This window comes from Streptomyces lydicus (assembly GCF_000717345.1).
Taxonomy (GTDB): Bacteria; Actinomycetota; Actinomycetes; order Streptomycetales; family Streptomycetaceae; genus Streptomyces; species Streptomyces lydicus.
In genome coordinates this window covers 16,819-38,386 of record NZ_JNZA01000029.1, presented here as the reverse complement: position 1 = coordinate 38,386, position 21,568 = coordinate 16,819, and the positions used below count along the sequence as shown (strand labels likewise).

Here is a 21,568-nt window from a genome sequence, read left to right as displayed (position 1 = left end):
GTTGACGTTACAGAATGCAGACAGCTGCCGGAAGACTGTAATGACGGATGCCGGCCGGCTGGCTAGAATTTCCAGCACATATGAACGACGCCGGTACCGAAGACCCCACCAGCACCGCAGCCCTCGCGCCGCGCCCGCTCACCGCGCGCTCCATCGTGCTGAGCACCCTGCTCGGCCACCACCCGCCGAAGCTGCCCGCCCGCGCCCTGGTGCGGGTCGGTGAGCTCTTCGGCATCGCCGAGGGCACCGTGCGGGTCGCGCTCTCCCGCATGGTGGCGGCCGGCGACCTGCGCCAGAGCGACGGCTCGTACGCGCTCACCGACCGGCTGCTGGCGCGGCAGGCCCGGCAGGACGAGAGCCGCTCGCCGCGGACCCGGGCCTGGTGCGGGGACTGGGAGATCGCCGTCGTCACCACACCGGAAGGCCGGCCGGCCGCCGAGCGCACCGCACTGCGGCAGGCCATGGCGGCGCTGCGGCTGGCCGAACTCCGCGAGGGCAGCTGGCTGCGTCCGGCCAACCTCGACCGGCCCCGCCCGCCCGTCGTCACGGACCAGTGCACCTGGCTCACCGGCACCCCGGACGGCGACCCGGCCGCGCTCGCGGCCCGGCTCTGGGACCTGGACGGCTGGGCGGCCCGGGCCGGCGCGCTGCGCTCCGCCCTGGACCGCGCCGCCCCGCCCGCCGACCGCTTCACCGTCGCGGCCGCCGCGCAGCGCCATCTCCTCACCGACCCGCTGCTGCCGGAGGAGCTGCTGCCCCCGCACTGGCCGGGCGTCCCGCTCCGCGCCGCGTACGCCGAATTCGCCTCCGAACTACGGGAGTTGCTGCGCCAGTACCTGGCCGGCTAGGAGGTGCTCCCCGACGGCCCGCCGCCCGGCCCCCGCCTGCGGCGCAGCTCGTACCCCGCCAGCACCACCGCGACCGTCAGCAGGCTCAGCCAGAACTGGGAGCGGCTGTCCGGCAGGAAGGCCATCGCGCCGATCACCAGCGCCATGAGAGCGATGGTCAGCCGGCTCAGCCAGGGGAAGAACCACATCTTCAGCGTCAGCCGGCCGGGTGCCTCGCGCTCCAGCTTCCGGCGCATCCGCAGCTGCGCGACCGCGATCGCCAGATAGACGAACAGGGCGACGGCACCGTAGGAGTTGATCAGGAACGTGAAGACGACATCGGGCGAGATCCATGCGGCGAGCACCGACAGGTAGCCGGCCGAGGTCCCGGCGAGCAGCGCCCTGCGCGGCACCCCGCTCGCGCTGACCTCGGTGAAGGCGCGCGGCGCGTCCCCGTTGCGGGTGAGCGCGAACAGCATCCGGGAAGATGTGTAGAGCGCCGAGTTCAGGCAGGACAGCACGGCGATCAGCACCAGGGCGTTCATGACCGTGCCGGCCGCGGGCACCGCGAGCCGGTCCAGCACCGCCGCGTACGGACTCACCGCGATCGCCTTCGAGGTCCAGGGCACCACCGCGACCACCACGAAGACCGACAGCACGTAGAAGGCCACCACCCGCAGCACGATCGAACGGATCGCGTCGGCCACCGCCCGCTCCGGCTCGGCCGACTCGGCGGCCGCGATGGTCACGATCTCCGCACCGGTGAAGAACCCGATGCAGGGCACGACGGCGGTGAGCACCGCGCCGAGCCCCTCGGGCGCGAAGCCGCCGTGCGCCGTCAGCGCGGCGAGCCCGCCGGGGGCGTCCGGCCACAGCCCCAGCACGTACAGCGCGCCCAGGAAGAGGAACACCACGATCGCCAGCACCTTGACCGACGAGAACCAGTACTCGAACTCGCCGTACGAGCGGGCCGAGATCATGTTGGTGGCGGTGAGCGCCGCCATGAGGACCAGGCTGATCGCCCACAACGGCGCCCCGGGGAGCCAGAGTTGGACGATCCGGCCGCCCGCCACCGCCTCGACGGCGACCACGATCACGAAGAAGTACCAGTACAGCCAGCCGACCGTGAACCCCGCCCGGAGCCCCAGCGTCTCGCGGACATGGGCGTAGAAGGAGCCCAGGGCGGGCCGGGCGACGGTCATCTCGGCCAGCATCCGCATGATCAGTACGGTCAGCGCGCCGGCCACCAGGAAGGAGAGCACGGCGGCCGGCCCGGCGGACCGGATGACCACCCCGCTCCCCACGAACAGCCCGGCGCCGATGACCCCGCCCAGCGCGATCAGCTGCATGTGGCGGCGCTTGAGTCCCTGCTGCAGACCGCCTCCGGCGGCCGCGCCGTCCGGTGCCGTGCGGTCGTCGTCGCGTACCGTTCCCGTGCTCATGGGGGCCGACGCTAACCGGCGAACCCTGCGGCGCTGTTGCCGCAGTGTTTCAGCGGCCCCCGGGCCGTGCGCGCACCGCCGCAGGACTCACAACGGCAGCACGCAGACCGGCATCGGCGCGGCGAACGGGGCCCCCGCGCTCGTGAGCGTCCCGCGTCGCGCGTCCACCGCGAACACCGTCACCGAGCCCGACTTCTGGTTGGCCGCGAACAGCCACCGCTCGTCGGGGGAGAACGCGATGTGCCGCGGGAAGTCCCCGCCCACCGGCACGGTGTCCAGCAGTCGCAGCCGCGCCCCGCCCGCCTCCACGGCGTAGCGGGTGAGGCTGTTGTGGCCGCGGTTGGCGAGGAACGCGAAGCGGCCGTTGCGGGTGACCAGGATCTGCGCCGGATAGCTCGTCCCCGGCCCGGTCCCGGTCGGCTGCGGAGCGCCCGGCGTCAGCCGCCCGCTGCGGAGGTCGTAGCGGCAGACCACCACCGTGTTGTCGACCTCGTTGGCCAGATACGCGAACGAGCCCGAGGGATGGAAGGTCAGATGGCGGGGGCCGGCGCCGGGCCGCAGCGTCGCGTACGAGGACGGGCGGAGCTTCCCGGCCCCGGTGTCGAGCCGGTAGGTGTAGACGGTGTCGTTGCCGAGGTCGACGGCGAGCACGTGCCGGCCGTCCGGGGCGGTGACGATCTGATGGGCGTGCGGCCCGTCCTGGCCGGGGCCGGGCGGCGGGTCGGTGTGGGTGACCAGGTCCGTCCGCTCGCCGAGGGCGCCGGTGGCCCGGTCGACGGGATGGACGGCGACGCTGCCGGAGAGGTAGTTGGCGCTGAGCAGCCAGCGGCCGGTCGGGTGCACCGACAGGTGGCAGGGGCCGGCACCGCCGGTGGAGCGGGTGCCGAGCACGGTGGGCGGGCCGCCGGGCGCGAGGGCGAGCGCGGTCACCGCGCCCTGCTGCTGCTCGTCGACCGCGTAGAGGGTGCGGCCGGACGGGCCGAGCGCCAGATAGGAGGGGTCGGCGACGCCGGGGACGACGCCGGTGGCGGTGAGCTGCCCGGTCGCCGTGTCGTACCCGGCCCGTCCGATGCCGGTGCCGCCGCCCTCCTTCGAGGTGTACGTGCCCAGGAAGAGCGGCCGGGTGCCGTGCGGGTGGCAGACGGCGCGGTGCCCGGCCCGCGCGGGCGCGGCGTCCGCCGCCGTCAGCAGCCCCACGCCGGTGGTCGCGGCGACCGACGCCGCCACCGTGCGGAGGAAGCGCCGGCGGTCGGGCCCCGGGCCGGTCTGGGTTCCGCTGCGTCCTGCTGTCATGGCAGCCAGGGTGGCCCGCCGGGGCTCACCCGGCAAGAGCGGCACCCTGAGGTGCGGTCCGGGCAACGGCGCAGGTACCGGCCCCGGAGGCCCGACCCTGACGAACCCCTACATCCCCGAGATGACCACCACCCCCACGCGTAGCACTCGAGTCGTACGGCACAACACATACTCGGACGGATTCGCCGCACCCCCGGCCGCTCGTAGGTTCGAAGATCACGGCACGAAGATGATCGAGAGGCCACGGATCTATGTACGGCAAGGCATTCGCCCCGGAGTACCAGGGCGAGTTGGGCTCGGCGCTGGGCGTGAACTCCTCCTACGAGGAGGTGCTGACGACGGCGCGCCGCGCGCACGCCGAGGCGGGCACCCCACTGGAACGGGCGCGGGCCGGGCTGGCCGTCGCCGAGGCCCACCGCCGGCTCGGCCGGGTCGCGGAGGCCGGTGCCGCATGGCGGGAGAGCTACCGCAGCGCCCGCACCGCCGGGGACGCCGGCGCCATGGCCTGGGCGCTGTGGAGCGGCGGCACCCTGGCCCGCCAGTGCGGCACGCTGCCGCTGGCCCGCCGGCTGCTCACCCACGCCGTCGCGCTGGCCGACGCCGGCGGCGACCGCCTCGCGCACGGCTACTCCCTCGCCGGCCTCGCCGAGACCGGCCGCATCCAGGGCGACTACGCCGCGGTCGCCGCACTCCACGAGCAGCTGCTCGCCCAGGCCCGGGAGCACGGGGAGGTCCGGCACACGGTCTGGGCGATGTCCGGCATCGCCCAGATGCACCGCAACACCGGCGACCACGACAAGGCCCTGGAGCTGTTCGAGGAGTCCGCCCGGATAGCCGAGGCGGGCGAGGACGCCCGCGGGCGCGCCTGGTCCCTGCGCGGGGTGGCCGATGTGCGCTCCGTACGCGGCGAGACGGACCGGGCGCTGGACCTGCTGTCCGAGGCGGAGGCCATCTGCCGCCGGATGGACCTGGCGTCGGCGCTCGCCTACAACCACAAGATGCGCGCCAACGTCCTCTACCGGGCCGGCCGTTACGCGTCGGCGCGCGACACCTACGCGCGTGCGCTCGGGGAGTTCCGTGCCATGCAGGAGCCGCGGGGCGAGGCGCTCTCCCGGCTCGGGCTGGCCAAGTCCCGCGCCCGCCTCGGCCGGGACCTGGACGAGACGCTCGCCGAACTGGCCGTCCTGGAACAGGACTTCGCCCGCATCGGGCTGCGTCACGCCCGGGAGATGGTCATCGCGTTCCGCGCAGAGCTGACCGCGCGACCGGCGGCAGAAACTCCCGCTCCTCGGTCCGGTGCCACCACGCTCCGGTCTCCCGCAGTTCCCGCCAGGTCGTGAAGCGGTAACGGAAGACCCGGGCCCGGATGCGAGCCGGCGGCACCTCGGGGAACGGATTCGTGCGCAGCAGCCGCAGGGTGTCCCGGTCGTTCTCCAGCAGCCGCGCCACGAACGGCACGAACCACGACCGCGCATAGGCCGGGGACAGCGCCGCGAACCACATCAGCCAGTCCAGCCGCAGATGGTAGGGCGCGTACTGGCGGGGCAGCCGCCGCACGTCGCCCGGCTTGCCGCGGAACTCGTAGGGCAGCCAGGTCGTCTCCGGCCCGGTCACCGCGTCCGCCGTGCCCTCCACGACGATCTCCCGGCGCACCCGTGTGATCGTGCCGAACGCCCCGTACGAGTTGACCAGGTGCAGCGATTCGTAGGACGTGTTCATCATCTGCTGCCGGGCCAGCAGATTGCGCGCGGGCCGGTAGCTGAGCAGCGCGACCCCGGCCGTGGCCACCAGGGCGAGCACCTCGAACCACACCGGGGGCGCCGGGAGCGGTGCGGACGGCCCGGCCCACAGCGGGGCGGCGGCCGACGCGGCGAGCGTGATGGTCAGCCAGTTCAGCCAGGCGAAGTTGCCGGAGAGCACCAGCCACAGCTGGGTGACGATCATCGCGGCCGCCGCCCACCCGGCGACCGGTTGCGGGGTGAACAGCACTACCGGGATGCCGAGTTGGGTGAGGTGGTTGGCGGCCACCTCGGCCTTGTGCAGCGGCCGCGGCAGACGGTGGAAGAACCAGCTCAGGGCGTTGGGCATCGGCTGGGTCTCGTGGTGGTAGTAGAGGCAGGTCAGGTCCCGCCAGCAGCGGTCGCCCCGCATCTTGATCAGTCCGGCGCCGAATTCCACCCGGAACAGCACCCAGCGCAGCAGCCACATGATCAGCACCGGGGGAGCGGTGTCGGCGTTGCCGAGGAACACCGCGAGCGAGCCGGTCTCCAGCAGCAGCGATTCCCAGCCGAAGCTGTACCAGGTCTGCCCGACGTTCACGATGGACAGGTACAGCACCCACAGCACGGCCCACATCACCATCGACGCCCACAGCGGCACGGCATCCGCCGCCCCCGCCGCGACGGCCGCCGCCAGCAGCACCCCGGTCCACGACCAGAGGGCGAAGAAGCGGTCCGAGTAGCGCCAGTGGAAGACCGAGGGCGACGTGCGGAAGGGCACCCGCGCCACGAACTCGGGCACCGGCAGTATGCCGCGCGCCCCGATGAGCGCCCGGAACTGCCGCACCGCCGCCAGGAACGCGATCACGTAGAGGACGGCCAGCATCCGCTGGAAGACGAGCCGCCCGAGCCAGTAACCGGAATCCGAGAACCAAGCCACCCGCCCATGGGTAGCACTGCCTTCGCGCAAGTGGGAAAACTCGCTCCGCACGGTCACCCGCCGGCGTACGGATCGCGGCAGATGCAGCAACCGGAGAGCCATTCGAGTGAGTGATGTGCCTCACATTCCGGACCCGATTTCCCCGTCAGATCCGGGGCGGCGATTCCCGCCTCGCGACGAGTCGCCCATTGCGCCGGAAAACGTCGAGCGCGGCGTGAGCGGCGTCGTTAACCTGAAGGGCGACGGACGACCTTTCTGGGAGACGCCAACACCATTGGCCCGTCGCGGGAACGCCACAAACCTTGGCCGACCTCCCGGTTTGTGAAACGAGGCGCCACCGCGTCGGACCAATACCTCGATGAAGGAGTGCGTGGTGGCTTTGCACAATGCTCAACACAAGCAGCCCCGTCTGAAGCAGGGCGAGCGACCCGGTCGTATCAAGGAAGTCCGCAACCTCGAAGTCTGGGACCGCTGCGCGCCCGTGCGGCTCGCCGGCTGCGACGACGATCCCGCCGAGCCGTACATCATCCGCGGCATCGACTGACCGGCCGCAGTGCTCGGGCACCGGCCCTGACCCCGGAGGTTCGCCCCAGGGGTCAGGGCCGACGCCCGAGCAGACGCGGGCCGCCGCCCCGGCGCTGACCCGAACGGCCCAGCCGGGAGGCGGGAGTTTCCCGCCCGCTCCCGCCCACCGGCCGGTACCCTCCGCGCGGGCTCAGTCGGCGTGCAGCCGGCGCTGCGGAACGATCTCCTGAGCCTGGCTCGGGCTGGACCACAGCAGCTTCAGGTACGCCTCGCCGGTCCGCTCCGTGTAGTCGATCCGGATGCGGTGCCGGTGGCCGGCCTTGAGGACGACGGTGCCCTTGTCCACCTTCGGGCCGTGCGGCGTGGTGCTGTCGATCACGAGCCTGCCGTCGATCCAGAGCCGTACGGTGTCGTCGGAGACGGTGGTGAAGGTGTAGGGCTCGTCGAAGCGCGGCTGGACGGAGCCGGTCCAGCGGGTGCTGAAGTGATCGGCCGGGATCCTCGCGTCCGGTGAGCCGTCGAAGCGGTACGACTTGTTCACCGTCGGGTCGACGACGACCGCCGCCGGCGGGCCGCTGAAGGAGTCGTTCGCCCAGCTGCGCGCGGTCAGCCCGGTGCCGTCGCCGGCCGGGGCCGTGGCAGGCGGCTCGATCGTCAGGCGGAGGACGCTCGCGAGCGGACCGGTGGCCGCACCGGACGGGGTGAGGTCGAAGCCGTCGCCGGACCGGGCCACCCGTACCTGCTGGGAGCTGCCCGCCACCCGGGCCGAGGTGATGTCGAAGGGCGCCCTGGCGGTGAGGTGGAGGGGCGTGCCGGTGGCCGGCCAGGAGGTGACGGCGGCGTACAGCACGTTGCCGCGCCGGGAGACCGTGCCCCAGGAGGGAGCGGCGACCAGCCCGGTGTACCCGGCCCCGTAGACCGCGTCCCCCTGGCCGTGCGCGGCCAGCCAGCGGCCGGTCTCGCGCAGCCGGTCGACGGACGGCTGCGGGATGCGGCCGTACTTGTCCGGGCCTACGTTGAGCAGGTAATTGCCCCCGCGGCTCGCCACGTCCAGCAGGTTGCGCAGCACCGTCGCGGGCGACTTCCAGTGGGTGTCGTACCGGGCGAAGCCCCAGTGGTCGTTGAGCGTCATGCAGCTCTCCCACAGCTGGCCGTCGACCGGCTCCGCGGGGATCTCCTGCTCCGGCGTGCCGAAGTCGCCGTCGACCACCTCGCGCTTGCCGACGCGGTTGTTGACGATCAGGCGGGGGTTCAGGCCGTGCAGATACGCCTGGAGGTCGGCGCCGTCCTGGCGGGACCAGCGGTTGGTCGGACGGTCCGCGTCCCACTCGCCGTCGAACCACAGCAGCGCCGGGTCGTAGTGGTCGATCAGCTCCTTGAGCTGCCCGTACATCCGCTGCTTGTAGCGCGGGAAGGTCGCCGGGTCGGCGAAGTCCGGGTCGTGCCAGTCCCAGATCGAGTAGTAGAAGCCGAGCTTGATGCCGGCCGCGTCGGCCGCCTTCTTCAGCTCGGCGAGGAGGTCGCGGTGCGGGTCGAGGGCGGAGTGGTCGCGCAGGTTCCAGGTGTTCTGCTTCGTCGGCCACATCGCATAGCCGTCATGGTGCTTGGCCGTGATGACGAGGTAGCGCTGGCCGGCGTCCTTGGCGGCCTTGACGATCGCCTCGGCGTCGAAGGCGGCCGGGTTGAAGGTCGCCGCCTGCTTCTCGTACTCCTCCTCGGTGATCCCGCATTCGCGCTCGATCCACTCCGCGTTGCGGCAGACGGTGCCGTCCGGCCGGGTGTACTCGCCCTCCAGATTCGAGTACGCGCCGAAGTGGATGAACATCCCGAAGCGGTCCTGCCGCCACCACGAGGTGCGCGCGGCGGTGAACGGGTCGTCGGTCGCGTGATTGGTACCGGGTCCCGCGGCGGTGCGCGCGGGGGGCTGTGCGGCGGGCGCCGGGGGCCTCGCGGCGGCCACCGGGCTGCCGGCGGCCAGCAGCAGGGCGACCGCTGCGGCCAGAAACACCGGCATGCGGAACGGTCTCGTGCGGCTGTGCATCGCTCGCTCCTCGGGTCGTACGGTCACCTCGGTCGATCCGGTGCGTGCCTCGTGTGCCTCCCGCATGGTGCAGGCCCGCCACCCGGACGGGAAGACCCCGGGAGCAATAAACATCGGAGCAACTCCCTGAAATGAGCCGGAATTTGGTGGAGCTGAGCGTGATGAGGCCAGATACCTCGGACCTCATCGCGGCGAGGGTGGCGGATGGCTGAATGCGTACGGTGGGCTCCCGGGGCGCGCCGCCCGGCGGTGGGCGCGCCCTGGCGAACGGCCGGGGCAGCCGGTTCAATGAGCGGCGTCGGTCGCAGTCCTGGGAGGCACCCGTGGAAGCCGTAGTACCGTCCGACGCCGGAGCCCCGGCCATCCGCTGCGCGGGCCAGGAGCGCACCTATCCGGCCTTCCTCGAACGGGCCGCACGGATCGCCACCGGCCTGCGGGCGGCGGGAGTCGGACCGGGCGACCGGATCGCCGTGGTCCTGCGCAACGAGCCCGCCCACCTGGAGATCACCGCCGGCGCGGCCCTGCTCGGCGCCTGCGCCGTCCCCGTCAACTGGCACTTCAAGCACGAAGAGTTGCGGCATGTGCTCACCGACAGCGGCAGCAAGGTGGTCTTCGCGCACACCGACCTGATCGACGCGGTCGGTGCCGTGCTCCCCGAGGGCGTAGGGATCGTCGAGGCCCCCGTACCGGCCGGCCTCGCGGCCGCCTGCGGCATCGCCGCGCCACCGCCCACCGGGGCCCATCCGCTGCTCGACGACTGGCTGGCGGGCCGGGAACCGTTGGCACAGCCCGCCGCGGAGCGACCGCCGACCGTCATCTACAGCTCCGGAACCACCGGGCGTCCCAAGGGAGTCCTGCGCGAGCCGGTCCCCGCGGACCGGCTGGCGGCGGCCGTGGAACGGTTCCTGGAGTACTTCGCGGTGGCTCCCGGCGGCCGTACGCTGATCCCCGCGCCGCTCTACCACGCCTCGCCCAGCCAGCACGCGGTCCTCGCGCTCGCGGCGGGGCTGGACATCACCCTGATGCCGCGCTTCGACGCCGAGGAGTTCCTGCGGCTGATCGAGCGCCACCGCATCGAGCAGGTGCAGGTGGTGCCCACGATGTTCGTACGGATGCTGCGGCTTCCCAAGGACGTGCGCGAGCGCTACGACCTGTCGTCGCTCACCTCCGTCGTGCACGCCGCGGCGCCCTGCCCGCCGCACATCAAACACGCCATGATCGACTGGCTGGGACCGGTCCTGCGGGAGTACTACGGCGGCAGCGAGACCGGCGCCGTGACGTGGTGCGACAGCGCGGAGTGGCTGGCCCACCCCGGCACCGTCGGGCGGGCCTCCGGCACCGGCGCCGTCGCGGTGCTCGGCCCCGACGGGCGGCCGCTGCCCGCCGGGACCACCGGCGACATCTACCTCAAACCGGCCGACGAATGGCCGCAGTTCACCTACCTCGGCGACCCGGACAAGCGCGCCGCCATGGAGGCGCCGGGCCTGCCCGGGTACGTCACCATCGGCGACATCGGCCACCTAGACGAGGACGGTTTCCTCTACCTCAGCGACCGCCGCCACGACATGGTGATCTCCGGCGGCGTCAACATCTATCCCGCGGAGATCGAGGGTGCGCTGCTGGCCCTCGACGGGGTGCGGGACGCCGCGGTGTTCGGGATCCCCGACGAGGAGTTCGGCGAGGTGCTCGCCGCGCACCTGGAGACCGAGGACGGCGTGCGCCTCGGCGCCGCGGCGGTACGGGCCCATGTCGCCGAGCGGCTCGCCGGCTACAAGGTCCCCCGGGCCGTGGTGTTCGAGCAGCAGCTCCCGCGCGACGAGTCGGGAAAGCTGTTCAAGCGGCGGCTGCGGGACCCGTACTGGGCGGGACGCGACGGCGCGATCTGAGCCGTCCGCGGCCCGCCCGTCGCGGGCCCGAACTCAGCAGGGCGCTTCCAGTACCGGGATCAACACCTCCTCCTCGTACGTCAGATGGTCCTCCACCGCGGTGGTGAGGCGGTCGACCTCGGCGCTCAGTGCCGCGGGGTCGGTGCCTTCCGAGGCGAGGACCTGCTGCAGTTCGGCGAGCAGCGCCGCGAGCCTTTCGTGCTCCTCGCGCATCCGCTCCAGCGCCGGGGCGAGGGCGGGGTGATTCCGCCCGAGCATCGGGAACATGCCGCGGTCCTCGCCGGTGTGGTGGTTGTGCAGGCCCTGGCACAGGGTCAGGCAGTTCACCCGGAGCTGCGCGCCGAGCCCGGCGCCCGAGGTGGCGATCTCCGCGCGGATCAGGGCGAGTTCGCGGCGGAAACCGTCGTGCACCGCCTTGAGCGCCGCGCCCGGGGAGGCGGCGGAGATCTGCGGCGGCCCGCCGGGGATCTCCTCCAGGGCGACGACGGGCAGCACCCGGCCCGCCTTGGACTGGTAGGCGGACCAGCCGGGGTCGGTCTCGGCCGCCCGGGCGAAGGCCCGGTCGCGTTCGGCGCCTTCCAGGACGACGGCCCGGGCCTCGTAGGTGAAGACCCCGGCCTCGACGGTGACCTGGGGGTGGGCGACCAGGTTGTGGTACCAGGCCGGGTGGCGCGGGGAACCCCCGGCGGAGGCGATGATCAGCACGCGTCCGCCGCCGTCGGGAAGGTAGCCGAGCGGGGTGGTGTGCCGTACGCCGGACCGGGCGCCGGTGGTGGTGAGCAGAAGCAGCCGGCCGCCCTCGAAGGGGCCGCCCACGCGCCCGCCGTTGGCGCGGAATTCCTCGATGACCTGCTGGTTGAAGTCCATCGGCATGGGGTGTTGTTACTCCAGAGAGAGAAGTGTCGATGCGCCCGCGAACGGTGCGCGGGCAGGACGAATCGGCCCGGCGGACGTCCTGGCGGAGCGTTGGCCGGGCAGGGCGCAGCGACCACGGACCGAGGCACGATCGACGTGGTGCGGACTGCCTGAGATGTGTGGGGAAGGAGCGCACGGGGACGGAAGGGCCCGTGCGTGCGACAGCGCGGAAGGCGCGTGTCGAGGAAGCGCGCACAGCAGAAAGCGCGCAGTGAAGAAGCTGGAGAGCGGAGGGGCGGGGCTCTGGTGGCCCGCCACGCGGTCACGTGGTGACCGGGAACCTCACTCGCTCATGGCCCATGGCCGACCCGGTAGTCACCCGATGAAGGTAATGCCACAAAGGTGCGGTTGGCAACGCGCCGTCGTGGCGGACTGCCCGGCCGGGGCCTCAAAGGCCCTTCCGCAAAGGGGAATTGGCTGGCACGATATCCCCGCCATCGTCACATGCAGGAACGGGGTTCATGTATGCGTACGGACTGTCTGTGACGGCACGTCCTCCCGTCCTTCCCGGAGAGGTGGGTTCATGGAACGCCGGAAATTCCTCACCGCCGGCGCCGCGCTGACGGCCGGTACCGCACTGTCCGTCCGCCCGGCCGCCGCCGCACCCGGCCCCCGGCCGCAGGACCGGCTGCCGGCCCGCGCCGAGATCGTCGCCGTGCTGCGCAAGGTCGCCGACCACTGGATCGGCGCGCACACCGACCCCGGTGACAACCAGTGGGCCCGCGCCACCTTCTTCAGCGGGCTGATGGCGCTGCACCGCCTCACCCGTGAACCCCGCTATCTGGCCTACGCGCGCGACTGGGCCGAGCGGCACGCCTACGGGCTGCACAACGGCGTCACCACCCGGCACGCCGACGACCACTGCGCGGGGCAGACCTACCTCGACCTCTACGCACTGGACGCCGCACCCGACCCGGCCAAGATCGCCGTCATCGAGGACTCCGTGCGCCGCATGGTCGCCACCTCGGCGGAGAAGCACGACGACTGGTGGTGGGACGACGCGCTGCACATGGCGATGCCACCGTTCGCCCGGCTCGGCGCGCTGCGCGACGACCCCGCCTACTGGGACGCGATGCACGCGCTCTACACCCACACCAAGAGCGCGGAGGGCGGCCCCGGCCTCTACGACCCCGGCAGCGGCCTGTGGTACCGCGACAAGCGGTTCCTGCCGGGCGGCATGTCCTCCCCGAACGGCAAACCCGTCCTGTGGTCGCGCGGCAACGGCTGGGTCGCCGCCGCCCACGCCAAGGTGCTCGCCGTACTCCCCGACGGCTTCGCCCCGGTCCGCGCCTACCGTGCCACGCTCGTACGGGAGTTGGCGGCACTGCGCGCGGTCCAGCGTTCCGACGGTTTCTGGAACGTGAACCTCGCCGACCCCGCGCACCTCCCGGGACCGGAAACCAGCGGCACCGCCTTCTTCGCCTTCGGGACGGCGTACGCACTGCGCGCCGGCCTCGTCCCGCGCGGCACCTACCGGCCGGTGGCCGCCCGCGCCTGGAACGCCATGGTCACCACCGCCGTGCAGCCCGACGGCTTCCTCGGGTACGTCCAGAATGTCGGCGACCGGCCGGAGTCCAGCCAGCCGGTCACCCGGGACTCCACCGCCGACTTCGGGGTCGGGGCCTTCCTGCTGGCCGGCACGGAACTGGTGGCGCTCGGCGAGAACTGACGGTGCATCAGCCCGCCCGTGGTGGTCCGGACGAGCCCGGGGCGCACCGCCGGCACACCGCTTCCCGGTCCGCCCCGCTCACCTCCGTACCGCCTCCAGCAGCACCAGCCGCTCCGGGAACAGCACCGGCGCCTGCACGCCCACCTCCGCCAGCACCCGGCCCGGCAGCGTCACGCCCTCCTCCCACCACGGCAGCGCGGAGGTGAACGGCCCCTCGGGACGGTCCCCCGGCGGCAGCGGCGCCAGGTGGTACGCCGCGTCCGGAGCCAGCCCCGGCAGCCGCACCCGGCCCGCCGGGGACTGCACGCTCGTCGCCATCTGCACCAGCGCGAACACCGCCCGCCCGGCGTCCGGGGCCACCACGCCGTGCACCCACAGCGCCGGGTCGGGGTGCGCACCGCGGACCACCGTCCCGCCGTGCAGCAGCGGCCGCAGCGCCTTGTACAGCGCCACCCACTCCGCCAGCCGGGCCCGCTCCGCCGCGCTCGCCGCGGTCAGGTCCCACTCGATCCCGAAGTGGCCGAACAGCGCCGTCCCGGCCCGGAAGTCCAGGGTGTGGGCGCGTCCGGTGGTGTGCGCCACCGGCGCCCCCACGTGCGCCCCGAGCAGCTCCGGCGGCAGCAGCAGCCCGGTCCAGCGCTGGATCCGCTGCCGCTCCAGCGCGTCGAGGCAGTCGCTCGTCCACACCCGGTCGGCGCGCTCCAGCACGCCCAGGTCCACCCGCGCGCCGCCCGACGAGCAGGACTCGATCTCCAGCCGCGGGTGCCGGGCCCGCAGCTCGTCCATCAGCCGGTAGACGGCCGCCGTCTGCGCGTGCGCCGCCGCGTCCACCAGATCACGGTTGTGGTCCCACTTGAGGTAGTCGATGCGGTACTCGCGCAGCAGGGCGTCCAGCCTGCCGAGCACGTACGCGTACGCCTCCGGGCGGGCCAGCGCGAGGACCTGCTGATGGCGGGAGGCGGGCGGCATCCGGGACGGGGACGCGGCGAGGATCCAGTCGGGGTGCGCGCGGGCCAGATCCGAGTCCGGGTTGACCATCTCCGGTTCCACCCACAGCCCGAACCGCAGCCCGAGCCCCCGCACGGCGTCGACCAGCGGATGCAGCCCCTCGGGCCAGACCTCCGGGTCCACGTACCAGTCGCCGAGGCCGGCACGGTCGTCCCGCCGTCCCTTGAACCATCCGTCGTCCAGCACGAACCGCTCCGCGCCCACCTCGGCCGCCGCCCGAGCCAGCCGCTTCAGCGTGGCCAGGTCCTGGTCGAAGTAGACCGCCTCCCAGGTGTTGAGGGTGACCGGGCGCGGGGAGGTGGGGTGGGTGGCGCGGGCACGCAGCTGGCGGTGGAAGCGGCCGGCCAGCTCGTCCAGGCCGTGGCGCCCGTAGGAGCCGTAGATCCAGGGCGAGCGGTAGCTCTCGCCGGGCGCCAGCAGGACCTCGCCCGGCAGCAGCAGTTCGCCGCCGGCCAGTACGGCCTGCCCGGCCGGGGTGCGCTCGGCCAGCGAGCGGTGGTTGCCGCTCCAGGCGACGTGCAGCCCCCACACCTCACCGGAGCGGAAGCCGAAGCCCGCCGTCCCGGCGATCTGCAGCAGCGTCGCGTCGCTGCCGGTGCGCCCGCGCCGGTTCTCCCGCAGATGGGTGCCGAGCGTGAAGGCGTGCCGCTGCGGGGCGCGTTCGCGCAGGTGCCGGCCGGTCAGGTCGAGGATCTCGGTGGCGTGCGACGGCACGGGCAGGGCGGGAGCCAGCTCGGTGAGGTGGTACCCGTCGACGCCGGTGTTGGTGACCTCGGCGCGCAGCCGCACCAGCCCGGCCCCGGTCAGCTCGGTCTCCAGCGTGAGTGCCAGCCCGCCGTCGGCGTCCACCGCCGTCACCGTCAGCCGGCGCTGCCCCGCGTCCACGGTCCGGGCACGCGTCGTGAACGCGGGCGCCGCCGCCGAGCCGGCCCGGTGCCCGGCCACGCCCGGCGTACCGGGCCAGCCGGCCGACTGCTGCGGCAGCACGCTCAACGGGACCGGCTCGTCCAGCGCGTTGGACACGGTCTGCGCGACATCCGCGGTGCGCAGCCCGGCGAGCCCGCCCGGCCCGCACTCCCCGAGGTCGGCGCCCCAGTGCACGACGCGCGGCAGACCGTTCCCGGACACATCCAGCACCAGGCCGGCCCCGGCGGCCCGGAAGTGCAGCAGGTCTTCCATGACGAGTTCCCTTCGCGACGTACCGGATACGGGGGAGACGGCGATGACGCCGGAGGTAATCGACCCGCCGGCCCACGGCTGGGAATGTGGACCGCGAAGCAACCGCCGAAACGTGGACGGCACCGCGACCGCCGTCTGCCGAAGAGAGAGGCAGCACCCATGAGCGCCTTCGCCATCGCGCACCTCCGTTCCGCCTCGCCGCACGCGGACATCGCCGAGTACATGGAGCGGATCCAGGCGACCATGGAGCCGTTCGGCGGGTGGTTCCGGGTGCACAACGCCCAGGTGGAGGTCCTGGAGGGCAGCTGGCCCGGCTTCGTCGTCGTCATCGAGTTCCCCGGCATGGACGAGGCGCGGGCCTGGTACGACTCTCCCGCCTACCGGGAGATCCTTCCGCTGCGCACCCGGCACATCGAGGGGGACACCGTCCTGGTCCCCGGAGTCGCCGCGGACTACGACGCCTCGGCGACGGCCGCCGCCGGAAAGGCCGCCGCCTGAGCGCCGCCCCGGTGGCCCCGGCCTGCGCGAACAGGCGCGACGGCGTGCGGTGCCGGATCTCGTCGTCCCGCACGGTCCGGGCCCGGCGCCCCCCGCTAAAGTCACCTGCAACAGCGCAGGTGAAACCGCTTCCACAGGGTTCCGGGGGCAGGCGCCCCGGGGGGAGGACGAAGACGACATGAGCCGCCGTTCCCATGGATTAATGGCCGTCTGGGCCGAGGCGCAGCGTCAGCAGCAACGGCGCGAGGAAGCCCAGCGCCGCGCGTACGCCCAGCAGCAGCGCGACCAGGAGCGGCAGGCCCGGGATGCCGAGCGCGCGATGGCGCGGATGCACCGCGAGCGGCAGGCGGAATACCGCCGGCAGCGGGAGGCCGACGCCCGCCGCCGAACCGAGGAGCTGGACGCCCGGGTCGCCGCGCTGACCGGCCTGCTCGCCGACGGCTGCCACGCCCCGGCCTTCACCGCCGACGCGCTGCTGCACCCCGAGCACATCGAGGAGTTCGCACCCGGCGCGCTGGCCACGCCCGTGCCGATGCCCGACCCGGCCCGCTACCAGACGCCGACCGGCGGCTGGCACATGGGAGCCCGCCGCGACCGCGCCCAGGAGGAGGCCCGGGCCCGCTACGAACAGGACTGGTACGCCGCACAGGCCGCCGAGAGCCGCCGGCAGGCCCAACTCGCCGCCTACCGGCAGCAGTACGACCAGTGGGCGGCCGGCGCCCTGGCCGAGATCCGGCAGCACAACGCCGGCATACAGGAGCTGCTCACCGCCCTGCGCGGCGGCGACGCCGAGGCCGCCGTCGAGTACTTCTCCGCCGCGCTGTACTCCTCCACCGCCTGGCCGGAGGGCTTCCCCCGGCAGGTCGCCGCCGCCTACGACCCGACGACCCGTCAGCTCGTACTGGACTGGGAGCTGCCCGGCTACGACATCGTTCCGGAGATCAAATCCGTCCGGTACCTGTCCACCGCCGACCAGGAGAAGGAGACCGCCCGCCCGGCCGCGCAGCGCCGGGCGCTCTACCGCGACGTGCTCGCCCAGAGCGTGCTGCTGGTGCTGCGCGACCTCTTCGCCGCCGACACCTACGGCACCCTGGACTCGGTCGCGCTCAACGGCTTCGTCGACGACGTGGACCCGGCCACCGGCCGCCCCGCGCAGCTCTACCTCGCCACCGTCATGGCGGCCCGCGGCGCCTTCGACGCGCTGCACCTCGCGCAGGTCAGCGCCGTGGAGTGCCTGACCGAGGGGCTGCGCGGCCAGCTCTCGGCGCGCCCCGACCAGCGGACCGCGGTGCGCCCCGCGCGGCTGCCGGGCGAGGTCGGCGGCACCGCCGCCGTCGTCACCCACGGCACGGACAGCGCGCCGGACCTGTACGAGATGGACCCGATCGCCTTCGAGAACCTGATCGCCGAGCTGTTCCGCGCCATGGGCATGCAGGCCGTGACCACCCAGCGCTCCGGCGACGGCGGCGTCGACGTGGACGCCCTGGACCCCGACCCGATCCGCGGCGGCAAGATCGTCGTGCAGGTCAAGCGGTACCGCAACACCGTCCCGCCGACCGCCGTACGCGACCTCTACGGCACCGTCCAGTCCGAGGGCGCCAACAAGGGGGTCCTGGTGACCACCTCCCGCTTCGGCCCCGGCGCGCACACCTTCGCCAACGGCAAGCCACTGAGCCTCATCGCCGGCCCCGAACTCGTCGATCTCCTCGGCCGGTACGGGCTGCGCGGGCGGCTCGGTCCCGCCTCCCCGGCCGGCACCGCCGCCGCCGACGAGGCCCCGGACCACAACGTCCTCGGCATGAACTGGGCCGGCGGGGTCGCCCTGGACGTCTGCGCCCTGGTCTGCAAGGGCACCACCGTGCTCAGCGACGACCACTTCGTCTTCTACAACAACCCCCGCACCCCGGACGGCTCGGTGCGGATGCTGCCCGGCTTCGCCCCCGACCGCGCCGCGATGCAGGTGCGGTTCGAGGCGCTGCCGGCGGACGCCGACCGGCTGGTGCTGGTCGCCGCCATCGACCCCCAGACCGATCCGGACGCCGACCTCTCCGGCTTCACCGACGCCCGCATCCGGCTGCTCGACGCCGCGGGCGGGGAACTGGGGCAGCTGGAGGTGTCCGACGGCCGGCCCGGTGAGACCGCGCTGGTGCTCGGCTCGTTCCGGCAACGGGCCGGCGGCGACTGGGACTTCGTGATCGGCGGCAAGGGCTACTCCGGCGGCCTGGAGGCGCTGGTGCAGGAGTACGGCATCGAGGTCGCCTGAGGAGACCGCACCGACGTCACCGGCGTCCCGGCGCGGACCTTCGCCCGGTGGGCACAGGACCGCGCCCGGGGATTTCTGCCCGACTGACGGTTCCACGACGCTGACCCGACGTTGCGAAGGAGGTGTGCCGGTCAGTCGTCGAGCGGACGCCGGACCGGCGCCGTCCCCGGCCCGCGTCAGCTCTGCCACAGTCGGGTGAGGACCGCGTTCACCTGCTCCGGTCGGTCCTGGTGCGGCGTGTGGCAGGCGCCGCTCACCCGGACGTGACGGGCGCCGATCGCCTCGGCCAGGTAGTCCCCGCAGGCCGCCAGCGCCCGGCCGGTGAACTCCCGGTACTCGGGCGGCGCGCTCTCCCAGGTGCCGTTGACGACGACCTTGGGCATGGTCGCCCTGGCCAGTGGACCGAGCGGCAACTGCGCGTCCCACACCGGGCGTTCCCGCATCGCCGAGCGCACCGCGCGCAGCATCCGCGGCGTCGGCTCGGGCACCGGCAGGCCGTACGGCTCGGTGGCCCGCCGCAGGTACTCCTCCGGGCTCATCTCCCGGCCGGCCTCCTCCGCCGCGCCGAACGCCGCCCGGATCCGCTCCAGCGCCGCCGCCACCACGGGGTGCGCGGCCGCGGTGCGCAGCGGGGACGGCTCGATGAGGGTGAGTGACTGCACCGCCTCCGGGCGGGCCGACGCGGCCAGCATCACGGCCGCCGCGCCGTAGGAGTGGCCGACCAGGTGCGCTCCCCGGCCGAGAAGATGCCCGATGTCCTCGGCGTCGGCCGCGTAGTCGCTGCGGGAGGTGTCCGGGCTGTCACCGAAGCCGCGCCGGTCGACCAGCTCCAGCCGGAACATCTCGGCCAGCGGCCGCTGCCCCGCGAAGCACGCCGTGCCCCAGCTCATGGTGCCGTGCACCAGCACCGCCCGCGGGGCGCCGGGCGTCGCCTCGTCCCACACCGTGACGTGCAACGGCTCCCGTTTCCCGGGTAGTTCCTCGTTCATACGCCCTCACCCTAGGACCGGGCTACGCGGTCGACGCCCCTCTCGAAGGTCACGATCCGGCCAGCTCTGGATTGCGCCTGAGTGGCCGTCACGTCAGCGGTTCGGCCGGCGAGAGCCGCCCCCGGGACCGTGGCGCGGGCCCGGACGCGGCCCGCCCGTTCGGCGGAGCCCGGGCGGCCCGCCGGCTGAGCGGTCGTCGTCCGGGGGATGCGCCGACCGGGCGGCCGCCCCGCGCCCGTGCCCCGGGCCGTCGAGGTCCGTATGGGGGAGAGCGGCAGACACCGCGGCCTACCGGCATATGCCAGGAGGAAACGGCTGATATCAGTCGAGCATGAGCGCGTACACCCGGTGTGGAGCGGCCGCCCTGCTCGCCGTCCTGGCCGTGGGCTGCGCCGGCGCGCAGCCCGCCCCGCGGAAGGCCCCGGAGTCCCGGGCGACGGCCCCGGCGTCCCGGCCGCGCGCCCACACGGGGGCCTCCGTCGCCGAGGCCGCGGGCCGGCGCCCCTTCACCCTGGTCGCCGCCGGGGACATCATCCCGACCCACCCCGAGGTGCTCGACACGGCCCGGGAGGACGCGCCCTACGACGGCTACGACTTCCGGCCGATGCTCAAGGGCGTGCGGCCGGTCATCTCCTCCGCCGGCCTGGCGCTGTGCCATCTGGAGGCCCCGCTCGGGCCGCTGGCCGGGCCGTTCACCGGCTATCCCGTCCTCCAGGCGCCGCCGCAGATCGCCACCGCCCTGAAGGGGACCGGTTACGACTCCTGCGCCACCGCCTCCAACCACGTCCTCGACCACGGCGTCCCGGGCATCCGCCGCACGCTGGAGGCCCTCGACACGGTCGGGCTGCGGCACACCGGCTCGGCCCGGGACGCCGCGGAGGCCGACCGTCCGGCCGTGCTGCGGGCCCCGGGCGGCGCACGGGTGGCGCAGCTGTCGTACACCTACGGAACCGAGGACGACCTGGACCCGGAGACGCCGCCGTGGTCGGTGAACCTGCTCGACGAGGAGAAGATCATCGAGGACGCCCGGGCGGCGCGCCGGGCGGGCGCCGATGTGGTGGTCGTCAGCCCGTACTGGGGGACCGAGTACCGGACCGCCCCCGACGAGCAGCAGCTCGAACTGGCCAGGTCGCTCACCGCCTCCGAGACCGACGGCCGGCCCGACGTCGACCTGATCGTCGGCACCCACGCCCACACCCCGCAGCCGTACGAGAAGGTCAACGGCACCTGGGTCGTCTACGGCCTCGGCGACCAGCTCTCGGGGGCGATGAAGCAGCCGCGCGGCAACTGGGGCACCCTCGCCCGCTTCCGCTTCGCGCCGCCCCGCAGGACCGGCGGGCGCTGGCGGGTCACCGGGGCCGAGTACGTCCCGCAGCTCGCCGAGCAGGGCAAGCGGGTACGGATGCGCAACCTCGCCAGGACGCGCGCCCACGCGCAGATCCGGGACGAGATCAGCCGGGCGGTGCTCAGCCGGGGAGCGGCGGCCGACGGGCTGACCATGGGGCGCTGACGGCACGGCCGCGCCGGCCGCCGGGTCGTCCGCGCGCACGGCCGCGGGGCCCGCGGGGTACCCCGGTGTGAAACCCTGGGGCGAGACCGTCGGTGCGGCCCAGGGAAGGAAGCCGGAGGGCAGTGAACGAGAGTGCGGCCGTCCGGGCCCGTAATCCGCGGGGCCAGGGCGAGCGTCTGCGGGAGGAACTGCTGCGCGCCACCGAGCGGCTCCTGGAGGAGGTCGGCAGCGAGGACGCGCTGTCGCTCAGGGCGGTGGCCCGTGCGGCCGGCGTCGCCGCACCGAGCATCTACCGGCACTTCTCGGACAAGACCGAGCTGGTCTGGGCGACCCTCGAGGTCAGCTACGAGCGGCTGGCGGGCGCGATGGCCGAGGCCGCCGCCCAGGCGGACGCCGAGGACCCGGTGGCGCGGCTGCGCGCCCAGTTGCGCGCCTACTGCCGCTACGCCGTCGCCCACCCCGCCACCTACCGCCTGCTCTACGAGACCCGGCAGACCCCGGTCGGCCCCGAGCGGCTCGCCGGCCACCCGGCCGGGCTGCTGGTGCGCAGCTGGCAGCGGGCGCTGACGGCGTGCGAGGACGCCGGCTGGCGGGTGCGGGGCTCGCGGTCCGAGGCGCCGTACGTGCTGTGGTCGGCGGTGCACGGGCGGGTCATGCTCTGGCAGGTCATGCCGAGCCGTAAGGACACCAAGCGGCTGGACCGCTTCGTGGACGAGATCCTGCAGCTCCTGCTGGAGCGTTGAGCCGCGCGACGCGCGGCCGAATCCTCACCCTCACCCACCCCCCGACACGTATACCTGTGTATTACACATGTAAGTTTACGGGTGTTAGGCGAACGTCGGCCCATGGCGCACGTCCCTGCCGG

The 21,568-nt window shown here is 73.5% G+C and carries 16 protein-coding genes; 9 read left to right on the top strand and 7 right to left on the bottom strand.

Annotation, left to right across the window (positions count from 1 at the left end; genetic code table 11):
- Positions 1 to 80 precede the first annotated feature (80 nt).
- A complete protein-coding gene (locus OO62_RS25350; protein WP_033269882.1) occupies positions 81 to 848 on the top strand; it encodes a PaaX family transcriptional regulator C-terminal domain-containing protein in 768 nt (255 codons plus the stop codon).
- On the opposite strand, the gene OO62_RS25345 is transcribed toward OO62_RS25350, so the two are convergent.
- Together OO62_RS25345 and OO62_RS25340 are read right to left on the bottom strand one after the other, a co-directional pair.
- Positions 845 to 2,269 carry an amino acid permease gene (locus OO62_RS25345; RefSeq protein WP_033269881.1) on the bottom strand — a complete coding sequence of 475 codons (1,425 nt, stop codon included), beginning with the start codon at positions 2,267 to 2,269 and terminating at the stop codon, positions 845 to 847. The two genes, OO62_RS25350 and OO62_RS25345, sit on opposite strands and share 4 nt — an antisense overlap.
- A gap of 87 nt (positions 2,270 to 2,356) precedes the next feature.
- Complete coding sequence (locus OO62_RS25340; protein WP_033269880.1) at positions 2,357 to 3,562, bottom strand: lactonase family protein; 1,206 nt, start codon at positions 3,560 to 3,562, stop codon at positions 2,357 to 2,359.
- 251 nt (positions 3,563 to 3,813) lie between these two features.
- Here OO62_RS25340 and OO62_RS25335 point away from each other — a divergent pair, with 251 nt between their 5' ends.
- On the top strand, positions 3,814 to 4,902 hold the full coding sequence (locus OO62_RS25335) for a tetratricopeptide repeat protein (RefSeq protein ID WP_033269879.1): 1,089 nt from the start codon (positions 3,814 to 3,816) through the stop codon (positions 4,900 to 4,902).
- Here the strand turns inward: OO62_RS25335 and OO62_RS25330 are convergent.
- Positions 4,796 to 6,220 carry a lipase maturation factor family protein gene (locus OO62_RS25330; RefSeq protein ID WP_033269878.1) on the bottom strand — a complete coding sequence of 475 codons (1,425 nt, stop codon included), beginning with the start codon at positions 6,218 to 6,220 and terminating at the stop codon, positions 4,796 to 4,798. The genes OO62_RS25335 and OO62_RS25330 overlap by 107 nt on opposite strands.
- A 373-nt stretch (positions 6,221 to 6,593) precedes the next feature.
- Here OO62_RS25330 and OO62_RS39705 point away from each other — a divergent pair, with 373 nt between their 5' ends.
- A complete protein-coding gene (locus OO62_RS39705) occupies positions 6,594 to 6,764 on the top strand; it encodes a hypothetical protein (RefSeq protein WP_157850167.1) in 171 nt (56 codons plus the stop codon).
- Between the two features lie 171 nt (positions 6,765 to 6,935).
- Here the strand turns inward: OO62_RS39705 and OO62_RS25325 are convergent, their stop codons facing one another.
- Positions 6,936 to 8,786, bottom strand: coding sequence for an alpha-L-fucosidase (locus OO62_RS25325; protein ID WP_033269877.1), 1,851 nt, complete (start codon positions 8,784 to 8,786; stop codon positions 6,936 to 6,938).
- A 323-nt stretch (positions 8,787 to 9,109) separates the two neighbouring features.
- Between OO62_RS25325 and OO62_RS25320 the strand changes: the two genes are divergently transcribed.
- A complete protein-coding gene (locus OO62_RS25320; RefSeq protein ID WP_033269918.1) occupies positions 9,110 to 10,672 on the top strand; it encodes an AMP-binding protein in 1,563 nt (520 codons plus the stop codon).
- 33 nt (positions 10,673 to 10,705) lie between these two features.
- Here the strand turns inward: OO62_RS25320 and OO62_RS25315 are convergent, their stop codons facing one another.
- Positions 10,706 to 11,545, bottom strand: coding sequence for a nitroreductase/quinone reductase family protein (locus tag OO62_RS25315; protein ID WP_033269876.1), 840 nt, complete (start codon positions 11,543 to 11,545; stop codon positions 10,706 to 10,708).
- Between the two features lie 565 nt (positions 11,546 to 12,110).
- Here OO62_RS25315 and OO62_RS25310 point away from each other — a divergent pair.
- Positions 12,111 to 13,256, top strand: coding sequence for a glycoside hydrolase family 88 protein (locus OO62_RS25310; RefSeq protein ID WP_033269875.1), 1,146 nt, complete (start codon positions 12,111 to 12,113; stop codon positions 13,254 to 13,256).
- Positions 13,257 to 13,334: 78 nt separating this feature from the next.
- Here the strand turns inward: OO62_RS25310 and OO62_RS25305 are convergent, their stop codons facing one another.
- Positions 13,335 to 15,443: an alpha-galactosidase gene (locus OO62_RS25305; RefSeq protein WP_033269874.1), complete on the bottom strand. Its 2,109-nt coding sequence runs from the start codon at positions 15,441 to 15,443 to the stop codon at positions 13,335 to 13,337.
- 159 nt (positions 15,444 to 15,602) lie between these two features.
- On the opposite strand from OO62_RS25305, the gene OO62_RS25300 reads away from it, so the two are divergent.
- Positions 15,603 to 15,941, top strand: a complete 339-nt coding sequence (locus OO62_RS25300) for a DUF1330 domain-containing protein (RefSeq protein ID WP_033269873.1) — start codon at positions 15,603 to 15,605, stop codon at positions 15,939 to 15,941.
- Between the two features lie 178 nt (positions 15,942 to 16,119).
- Complete coding sequence (locus OO62_RS25295; RefSeq protein WP_164993236.1) at positions 16,120 to 18,204, top strand: restriction endonuclease; 2,085 nt, start codon at positions 16,120 to 16,122, stop codon at positions 18,202 to 18,204.
- Positions 18,205 to 18,380: 176 nt separating this feature from the next.
- Here OO62_RS25295 and OO62_RS25290 read toward each other — a convergent pair whose 3' ends face one another.
- Positions 18,381 to 19,193: an alpha/beta fold hydrolase gene (locus OO62_RS25290; protein ID WP_033269871.1), complete on the bottom strand. Its 813-nt coding sequence runs from the start codon at positions 19,191 to 19,193 to the stop codon at positions 18,381 to 18,383.
- Positions 19,194 to 19,524: 331 nt separating this feature from the next.
- Here OO62_RS25290 and OO62_RS25285 point away from each other — a divergent pair, with 331 nt between their 5' ends.
- Together OO62_RS25285 and OO62_RS25280 are read left to right on the top strand one after the other, a co-directional pair.
- A complete protein-coding gene (locus tag OO62_RS25285; RefSeq protein WP_033269870.1) occupies positions 19,525 to 20,703 on the top strand; it encodes a CapA family protein in 1,179 nt (392 codons plus the stop codon).
- Positions 20,704 to 20,825: 122 nt separating this feature from the next.
- The gene (locus tag OO62_RS25280; protein ID WP_033269869.1) at positions 20,826 to 21,446 is read left to right on the top strand and encodes a TetR/AcrR family transcriptional regulator; all 621 of its coding nucleotides are present in this window, start codon (positions 20,826 to 20,828) and stop codon (positions 21,444 to 21,446) included.
- Positions 21,447 to 21,568 lie beyond the last annotated feature (122 nt).